Raw genomic sequence first — 8530 nt, 5'->3', positions numbered from 1 at the left:
CCCCGGGACATCACTGTACAGATGTATAGCATCACGCCATACGCCCGTACAGTCCAGCGATCCACAGACAGCCAGACCGGGCTGCACCGCCATCGGTCCTCCCAACTCGCTGAAACGGCCGAGGAGCCCCACCCAGTGGCCGGCGTCGATCGGCCCCGGCAGGCGTCGCACGCGCGCCAATCAGCGCGGCCCCGCCCAGGCCCGTGGCCCGAGCCGGGGGAAGGCGATCGTCGCCGGCCGCGGCGCTATGTTCCCTGCTCCTCGTGGGTGGTCGCCGGCGGGCGCGCGGGCAGGCGTGGCGACGGAGGTTCGAGGCCGATGGGCGGGTAGCGCAGGCCGATGTGGGCGCGCACGGTGTCGAGGGTCCGCATGACTGAGACGGACTCCGCCAGCGGCATCACGTCGCTTTCCAGGTGACCCGCGCGCAGCCGGTCGTGGACATGGCGGACCTGATGGTGCAGGCCCCCTCCAGCCCGGTCGCGTGTGCCGGCTCCACCGGGGCTCGATTCGATCGTGTCCGGGGTGTCGTGCGCGGCCGGCAGCACAAGACGGTCGGTGCCGGCCAGCCCGCGGACGACCAGTTCGTCCGGGCAGTGCATCATTGCGGGCAGTTCGATGCTGCCGTGGGTGCCGGTGATCCGCGCGGTGCAGGTGAAACCCGCGAGCAGGGACGCCTTGGCGACCGCCACCGCGCCGGTGCGGTAGCCCATCAGGACGGCGACCAGCTCGTCGACGCCGGTCTTGCCAAGCTGGCCGGAGGCGGTCACCTGGTCCGGCTCGCCGAGCAGCATGCTCGCCAGCGAGACCGGGTACACGCCGAGATCGAGCAGCGCGCCGCCGCCCCGGGCAGGGTCGAACAACCGTTCGCCCGGCGTCGCCGGAAACCGGAAACCGAAGTCACCCTCGACAGCTACCACCGTGCCGATGGCATCCGCGGCGACCAGTTCCCGCAGCCGCACGTAGGCGGGCAGGAAACGACTCCACATCGCCTCCATCAGGAACCTGCCCTCCGCCTGCGCCGTCGCGACCATCTCGGCAGCCTGGTCCGCGTCGAGCGCGAACGGCTTCTCGCACAGCACGGCCCGCCCGGCACGCAGGAAGAGCAGAGTATGGCGATGGTGGTGGGACGCCGGGGTCGCCACGTACACGACATCGACGCCGTCGTCCGCCGCCAGGTCCTCGTAACTTCCATACCTGCGCCGCGGCGGGATCCCGAACTTCTCACCGAACTCGTCAGCGGACCGCCGATGCCGCGACCCAACGGCCACGAGCTCCGCGTCGGGCAGACGGCCCAGCGCGTCGGCAAACCCGTTCGCGATGGCACCGGTGCCAGCGATCCCCCATCGAAACGACATTGCACATCCTCAACGTTCGGGAAGGCACCCTGCTCAAGCGCCCTCGTCAGACTCGAAACTCAACGGCCTCAGTGCTCGTCGCCCCTGACAGCGCACGGCGGCTGATTCCGCCGTTCACGTCGAGCACGACACCGGTGATGTATCTGGCGGCCTCGGAGCACAGATAGGCGGCGGCCTCGGCAATGTCGGCCTGCCTGCCGATGGCACCCGAGGACCCCGGCGGCGAGCTTGGCGCGAGCCCTGTCGTTCATCGACACAAGCATCGGGGCGCGACCTGAAACTCCTCAAGCCGCGCAGGCCATCAGCTCCGGGCACGCGTCTCATCCAGAACATCCACGGCGGCCACTACGAACTCGCCGTCGACACCGAACCCCAGTGCCGACTCGTACAGCCTTCGCCGAGCTCGTTCTGGCCATCTAACAGGGCATTGACCCGCAGCAGCCATGCCTTGCGTCGCCTCAATGCAACTGCGCTAGGCGAAGACCCAGCACAACATCGTCAGGTCGATCGACACCGGGGTGGAAGCGGTCCCGCCGGGTCGGGAACTACTGGGCGGGGGCGGGGAGCAGTTCGCCGCACCAGTTCTGGGTACCCCTGGCCGGATCTGGTACCACGTCGTAGCCGGTTCCCTGTGCGTTGACCCGCACGAACGTGTAGCACGGGTTCATGTGGCCCCAGTCGCGCAGGTTGGCCCGGGTCGACATCAGGCCGCCCGCGTCGTAGCCGTCCGTGTTCCGTAGGTCCTGGATGAAGTCCGCCCGGGTCGGGCATGCTCCTGCCTTGTCCAGGCCGGTCAGGAACAGGTCGGTGAGGAGATACGCGGCGACGGCGAGATCCTGGTCCGGCGGCTGTTGTTCCGGCGCGTAGCGGCGCATGGCGTCGAGATAGTCCCGCTGGGCCGGTGTGTCTGCGTTCCATGGGATGGCACCGGCCCAGGTGTACATCCCGGCTATCGCCGGCCCTTCCTCCTGGAGCAGGGCCTTGTCGTACCCGTCGGCCGCCAGGTAGATCGTCCTTGCCGGCAGGCCGGCTGCCCGACCACCGCGCATGATCTGGCCAAGATCTCTGGCGGTCACCCCTCCGGTCACCACGTCAACGTCGGCCGCCTTCAGCTGCGCGGCGAGCTGGGCGACATCGGTGTGGGTCGCGTTGTAGACGAATCGCTGCGGAACGACGTCGACGCCGACCGCCTCTAGGCTGCGCACGATCTTCAGCCCGAGCCCATTGTCCGACTGGCCAACGTCGCTAGTGATGATGGCCGCCCTCGTGCCACCCTGCGCCTTGATCATTCTGCCGAACGTAGTCACCGACTCGCCTGCGGGGCCGAGGTAGGCCACGGCGAACATGTTCGGGTAGCTGCGATCGGACCATTCGGCCCCCACCGGGAGTCCGAACACAGGCACGTTCAGGTCGCGCAGATAGTCCGCGCCGCCGGAGGACGCCGTTGTCGCCTCGGCGAGCCCGAATACCTGCTCCTGGTCGACGAGCTCACGCACGGCGTTCAGGTTGCGGGCCTCGTCGCCTTGGTCGTCACGCCATTCGTAGACGATGTTGCGCCCGTGTATCCCGCCGTCGGCGTTCGCCTTCTCCACCCGAGCGACGAAGCCGGCGCGGGTGGCCGTGAATACCTGGGCCATCGATCCGGAGTCGGGATAGACGAACCCGATCTTCACCTGGTCCGCGCTGAACCCGGGTGTACCGCAGGAGGTGTTGCCGCCGGCGGCACCCGACCCGCATCCGGCCGCCAGCGTCGTGGCGGCCGTGACTGCGACGACCAGTGTCGTGCCACGTAACCGGACCACGTCGTCCGGCCTGGCGGTGCCAGATAAATTGCCGACGCGGGCCGGTCGGGGTAATAGACGCAGGTGTCGCACTTCCAGTCTCCTTGCGTGTCGGATCCAGTGAAGATCGGGCCGTTCGACCCCGGCTCAGGACGGGCCTAGAGTCAACATGATCGTTTCGGTGCACCGGATGTCGACGCTGCTGAGCCCGGCCATCACGGTGACCTCGCCGGCTTCCACCCCGCGCGATCCGTCAGGCATGGTGTAGAAGAGCCGCTCGACCAGGGCCTCGAGCACAACCGTCGCTGTGTCGCCCGCGGCGAGCGCGAGCCTGCTGAACGCGAGCAACTGGCGGATGGGCCGCACCTCCGCCGCCTCGTCTCGGGCGTAAAGCTGGACGACCACCTCACCGGCCAGGGCACTCGGGTTCGACACGATGAGCGGGGCCCGGATGCAACCGTCGACCTTCTTGACCGCGGATGCGGCCGCCGGGTCGAAGGCAACGTCGAAGGAGCTGTGGGACAGGCCGTGCCCGAACGGATAGAGCGGACTGCCGTCCTCCAGGTCCAGGTATCCGTGGCGGGCGCCGGTGGGGTGTCCGTAGCCGCTGCCGACGTGGTGCCCGTGGTAGATCGGCAGCTGACCCAGCTGACGCGGAAACATGCTGGGGAGCTTCCCGCTCGGGTTGATCACACCGAAGAGTGCATCCGCGATCACCGGGCCGGCCTCCTCCCCCAGCAGCGGCGCGAGGATCACGGGGTTCGAGGCCCGCGCGATGGTGTCGAGCAGCAGCGGGCGCCCGGTGACCACGACGGTTACCAGCGGCTTCTCGACCGCCGCGAGCAACGTGACGAGGTCGTCCTGGTCGCCCGGCAGGCTGGGTGACACGCTGGTCTGGCCTTCGCCCGCAGTGTTGTAGCCGACCCAGCCGGTCCGCTCGCCGACCACCGCGATGACGATGTCGGCGCCGGCCACCGCCCGCTCGACGCTGGCCTGGCTCAGCACAGGCCCGCTGGCCGCATCGAACCTGCCGAGTGGGACATGGCCGATGGTCGGTTCGAGCCGGCGGAGCGCCTCGAGCACCGTGGGTGCGTCGGGGTGGATCCGGCGTGCCTCCGCCTCGAACCGCTCCTCGATGCCCGGCATCCGGAGCTGGAAGATATCGGAGAACACGGCCTCCGGATCCAGGCCGGGAACCTCGCCGGCCATCATGGCGGCGGCCCCCAATGGCACCTCGGCGCTTGCGACCGAGGTGTAGGCCCAGAAGTGGATACGCAGCTCATCGGCCGCGGGACCGACCAGGACGATCCGACCGGTCCGCGGCGCCAGCGGCAGCGTCCCGTCGTTGCCGAGCAGGACGACACCCAACTCGGCGATCGCGCGGCGCACCGCCGCAGCCTCGCCGGAGTCCGACGCCGCCAGTTCGGACATGGTGCCGGGCACCGTCCCGGGCCTGCTCCTGGGCACGGTCATGCCCGGGATGAGGCCGGCGCGCGCCTTGACAGCGAGCACCCGGGTCACAGCGTTGTCGACGATCCGCTCATCGAGCCGGCCCTGCTCAACCCCCCCAACCAGATGCGCGACGTTCGTGTCACCGGGAAGCTCGACGTCGAGACCGGCGCCAATGGCGCGGGGCGCGGCCCGCGCCGGCGATTCAGCGGTGCGGTAGTACCGCGTCTGCAGGGTCACGGCGTCGTAGTCGCTCACCACGATGCTGTCGAAGCCGAGCTGGTCCCGCAGCAGCTCGGTGAGCAACCTCCGGTCGGCGACCCACGGCACGCCGTCGATCTCGTTGTACGAGTTCATCACCACCGCCAGGCCCGCCTCGGCGAGCGCTCTGCGGAACGGCTCGGCGTACTCGTCGACAAGCGCGCGCCGCCCCAGCTGGGTGACCGCCTGATTGAGTCCCCCTTCGGCGGCGCCGTACCCGACGAAATGCTTCCCAGTCGTGAGCACACCCGACCCGCCGTCGACACCCTGGCGGCCACGCCGACCTTCTCGTCAGTCAGGGCACCGTCGTCGACGAACAGTTGCGGACCCTCGGGCACCTCGTCACCCCCGCGCAGGTCAGAGATCCACGGTGCCCCGGCCTTGGCGTAGCGTTCCGCGGCGAGGTCGCCGCCGACGACTGCGGTCTCGTGGGTCTGCACGTAGCAGAGCACCGCGCGTCACCGGGGGCTTCTGGAGGAAGACCTCAAGATTGCAGATCTTGCCGTCCTCGTTGAAAACGAACACGGAAAGCGAGCGGACCACGTCAAGCGTGCCGTCCTGGCGCCGATGCCGCTCTTCGACCTCGTAGTACACGACACCGGGCAGTTCGGAAATCCGCAGCAGCTTGGTGTCGAACGCCGAGCTGGTAACCCGCTTGGTCAGGAACTCGGTATACTCCTGCCAGTTCGACACCTCAAGCCAGGTCCCGACCCGCTCGAACTCGTCCACCGCCACGAACTCCGCGAGCAGGTCCCAGCCAGCGAGCGTGAGACCGGGATCCTTGGCCGCCACCACACCCCGCACTGTGGCGTCATAAGCAACCACCTTTGCCGCCAGACAGATTCCGCGCATAGCGCCAGCGTCGATCGTTGTCATGCTCCTCCCCTCCGACGCGTTTCCTGTAACGTACTGGCGCCCATTCATCTCGCTGCCCGCCAACGTCAAGGTGCGCCACGATCAGTAGGCGAACGTGCTCAGGTAACCGACTTCCAGACTCGCCACACAGATGTCGAGCAAGTTTTTCTCACCTGTACAGCAGGTCGTTGCGCACCTGTATAGCAGAGTTTTGCGCACCTGTACAGCAACGTGCGGCAGGCGCGTCAGGAGGACGTCCCTGGGGCGGATGCTGCTGGTCCTGTGAGATCTCCTACGCGATCGGCGCGGCCCGCGCCGCCACAGGCGGCCGGCACGATGCGGCCGGGGAGTCCGCTGCGGCCCTGCACGGGGACGGTGGCGAGCAGCGCCGGCACCGGCCATAGCGGCCGTCCCAACGAAGCGCCGTACGACCATGCCCTCGAAGCTGGCCACGACGACCGACAGGCCGCGGATGCTATCCGAGCGTCAGGCGAACGGAGCGGCGACTCAGCGACTTGGTGAAGACTGCCCAGTAACGTCCAACCTTGTCAGCCATCCACTGGGCGGCGAAGGCGAGGCGCCACCCGCCCCAGCTTCCTTATGTATCTCCTTTACCAGCTACAGCCAAGATCCATCCGGCGGCCCGCCAGTCCGCGATCGGGGTGTTGCCGAGGACCATATACTCAGCCGGCCGGCCCTTGCTGTCCAGGGTCGCGACAGACCGCCGAGGACAAACACTGCCGGTCCGCTGGGATGGCCTTGCCGTTGCAGTGGTATTGATCCCGCTGTCGCTGGCAGGTCCACCTCGTTCATTGTCCTGATCGTCGAAGAATGGTCGCCGGGGCGATGGCCCCAAGGTGCCCTCCAGCGCTCCCTAGAAACCGGCAGCGATCATGAAACTGATCATGTCAGGCCGGCCGAGTCAGCCGGCCTTTCCCGGGGCTCGACCCGATCCAAGTAATGTTCGAGGAAATCGAGCATCTGGGCATGCGAGGTCGACATTCCCACGGCCTGCTCGGTCAGGACCATCCGTGGGAGGCTGGTGACCAGGAAAACGAGCACCTCGGGCGGGACCGGCTCCATCGGGAACGTGTAGTCGTTCGGCGATTCGGCCAACGCGGCCAGGACCAACTCCCGCACCTTCTCACCGGTCGACGCGATTTCGGCCCGGATGACCTTTCGATGGTTCGCCAGGGCTGTAAGCTCGGCGATCAGCGCCGACGCGGTGCGGTTGTTGGAGAATTCCCAGAGCGCGCGCAGCGGCTGGCGGGTCTCGAGCGCCTCGAGCAGGGCGCCCACCGTCTGCTCGGTCCGGCGCCGGACCAGGGCGAGGAAAAGATCGTCTAGCGTCGGAAAGTAGTACTGGACCAGCCCGGGCGTCACGCCCGCCCTGGCCGCCAGCGCGCGGTAGGTGACCGCGGCGTACCCCTCGTCGAGCATCAGCCGTTCGGCCCGGTCCAACATGGTGGCACGGGTCTTCGACCTCTGGGCGCCGACTCGCCGAGGTGCCGTCATTCGGGGCCTTTCGTGACCGTGATCGCCTGCCGTCACACACGCCGGAGGCCGTCCATGAATTCCACTTTCCGGCATCCTAACGCGCCCGGAGCACTGTCACGGCGGCGACAAGCGGACCAGCCCGATGACGCGATTACACCCGTTACCCAGGGCCGTCCACGCGCTGTGACCCGCGCCATCGCGCGCTGCGGCCGACGGCCACGAGCAGCCTCGCCGCCGCTCGACATCATCGTCATCGACAGAAGAGGCAGCCTCGCGATGCAAGCGTATTGCTATCGGGCGGCGACACCACCGCGGCGCCCGCGCCGTCGCATCTCCAGCACCGCATCGTCCCCGAGGCTGCACACCGCGGCCACCGCGCCCCGAGTCATCGCGGGGCTACCGGTCGCCGCGCACGACGACCTGGCGCAGGCGCGCGCCGCCGCCGCGGCATCCGCCGTCTCCTACGGCGAGATGCCGAACTACCAGCGGGTCCTCGCCCTGGGCGGCGTCAAGGACGCCGCCGGCGCGGCCATCGTCGGCTCCGAGGCCACCGTGGCCACCCAGCTCCAGGGCCTGCTCGACGCCGGCGCCACCGACATCTGGGCCGCGGTCTTCCCCGTCGGCGACACCCGCGAGACCCGGTCCGGCTCCATAGGCCACCTCACCGAGCTGCTGCGCGAGCTTGTCGGTTGACCCCCAGGCCCTTGCGGCCCTGGCGTCTATCCGTGCTGCGGCGTGCCAGCCCATGTCCAGGCCGAGCGAAATCAGCGCGCGGGCGCGCGGAATGTGGCTGGTAGCGATGGACATGGCTTCAGGTCCCCCGCAAGTGATCGCATCGACGCCCTGCCGATGCGATGGCCCCTTCCCGCGGAACCCCGGACCGGTCAGCTCGCGAGCGAGGCCGGCAGGTCCATCGCGCGTCGTCGTGATGCCTGGCGATCGTGACCGACTGGCACGACGAACGCCTGGATACCGGTGGCGCCCGCGTCGAGCAGGCCCCGCAACTGGCGGGTCACGCTCTCCTCGTTCCTCTCGGCGCCGCCGATCTCCAGAATCCGGCGGTAGTTCGGCAGGCGCTCGCAGGCCTTCGATGCCGCGGCTGTCGGGGCGCCGGCCTCGGCTTGCTGGTGATGCCGGCCGCGGAGGCGTCGCGGGACACCCGTCCGCCGTGCCCGATCCGTCCTGACCGCAGGCGGTGAACCCATGGTCAGGGCACTGACGCTGGCGGCCAGCGCTGCGCCGCGCACTAGAAGGCTAGTCCTTGGCTGGGTTGGCCTGTGCGGTGTGCAGGTCGTCGTCGAGGTCGAACGCGAGTGCCCGCATCAGGAAGGC

Annotated in this window: 7 protein-coding genes and 1 pseudogene; 1 reads left to right on the top strand and 7 read right to left on the bottom strand. The window is 68.7% G+C overall.

The window, feature by feature from the left end; all coding sequences use genetic code 11:
• Positions 1-245: 245 nt before the first annotated feature.
• From I6A81_RS02975 to I6A81_RS02950, 6 genes and pseudogenes are all read right to left on the bottom strand, one after another.
• The gene (locus I6A81_RS02975; RefSeq protein ID WP_203007700.1) at positions 246-1355 is read right to left on the bottom strand and encodes a Gfo/Idh/MocA family protein; all 1110 of its coding nucleotides are present in this window, start codon (positions 1353-1355) and stop codon (positions 246-248) included.
• A gap of 46 nt (positions 1356-1401) precedes the next feature.
• Positions 1402-1621, bottom strand: a pseudogene (locus tag I6A81_RS46055) (SDR family oxidoreductase); the annotation flags it as partial.
• A 279-nt stretch (positions 1622-1900) separates the two neighbouring features.
• Positions 1901-3229, bottom strand: coding sequence for an ABC transporter substrate-binding protein (locus I6A81_RS02965; RefSeq protein ID WP_307874429.1), 1329 nt, complete (start codon positions 3227-3229; stop codon positions 1901-1903).
• 54 nt (positions 3230-3283) lie between these two features.
• The gene (locus I6A81_RS02960; protein WP_203007701.1) at positions 3284-5092 is read right to left on the bottom strand and encodes a glycoside hydrolase family 3 C-terminal domain-containing protein; all 1809 of its coding nucleotides are present in this window, start codon (positions 5090-5092) and stop codon (positions 3284-3286) included.
• Positions 5093-5203: 111 nt separating this feature from the next.
• Positions 5204-5722, bottom strand: coding sequence for a hypothetical protein (locus I6A81_RS02955; RefSeq protein ID WP_203007702.1), 519 nt, complete (start codon positions 5720-5722; stop codon positions 5204-5206).
• A gap of 882 nt (positions 5723-6604) precedes the next feature.
• The gene (locus I6A81_RS02950) at positions 6605-7216 is read right to left on the bottom strand and encodes a TetR/AcrR family transcriptional regulator (RefSeq protein WP_203008254.1); all 612 of its coding nucleotides are present in this window, start codon (positions 7214-7216) and stop codon (positions 6605-6607) included.
• Between the two features lie 258 nt (positions 7217-7474).
• Here I6A81_RS02950 and I6A81_RS02945 point away from each other — a divergent pair, with 258 nt between their 5' ends.
• The gene (locus I6A81_RS02945; RefSeq protein WP_238431173.1) at positions 7475-7891 is read left to right on the top strand and encodes an LLM class oxidoreductase; all 417 of its coding nucleotides are present in this window, start codon (positions 7475-7477) and stop codon (positions 7889-7891) included.
• A gap of 191 nt (positions 7892-8082) precedes the next feature.
• Here I6A81_RS02945 and I6A81_RS02940 read toward each other — a convergent pair whose 3' ends face one another.
• Positions 8083-8445, bottom strand: a complete 363-nt coding sequence (locus I6A81_RS02940) for a hypothetical protein (protein WP_203008256.1) — start codon at positions 8443-8445, stop codon at positions 8083-8085.
• Positions 8446-8530: the final 85 nt, after the last annotated feature.

The organism is Frankia nepalensis (assembly GCF_016786325.1).
GTDB lineage: Bacteria > Actinomycetota > Actinomycetes > Frankiales > Frankiaceae > Pseudofrankia > Pseudofrankia nepalensis.
The sequence above is the reverse complement of the archived record's forward strand: the minus strand, read 5'-3'. Positions and strand labels throughout refer to the sequence as shown.

Excerpts from the sequence above, each read along its gene's own strand:
- I6A81_RS02950 (WP_203008254.1), bottom strand. The coding sequence starts at position 7,216 with ATGACGGCACCTCGGCGAGTCGGCGCCCAGAGGTCGAAGACCCGTGCC.
- I6A81_RS02975 (WP_203007700.1), bottom strand. The coding sequence starts at position 1,355 with ATGTCGTTTCGATGGGGGATCGCTGGCACCGGTGCCATCGCGAACGGG.
- I6A81_RS02955 (WP_203007702.1), bottom strand. The coding sequence starts at position 5,722 with ATGACAACGATCGACGCTGGCGCTATGCGCGGAATCTGTCTGGCGGCA.
- I6A81_RS02945 (WP_238431173.1), top strand. The coding sequence starts at position 7,475 with ATGCAAGCGTATTGCTATCGGGCGGCGACACCACCGCGGCGCCCGCGC.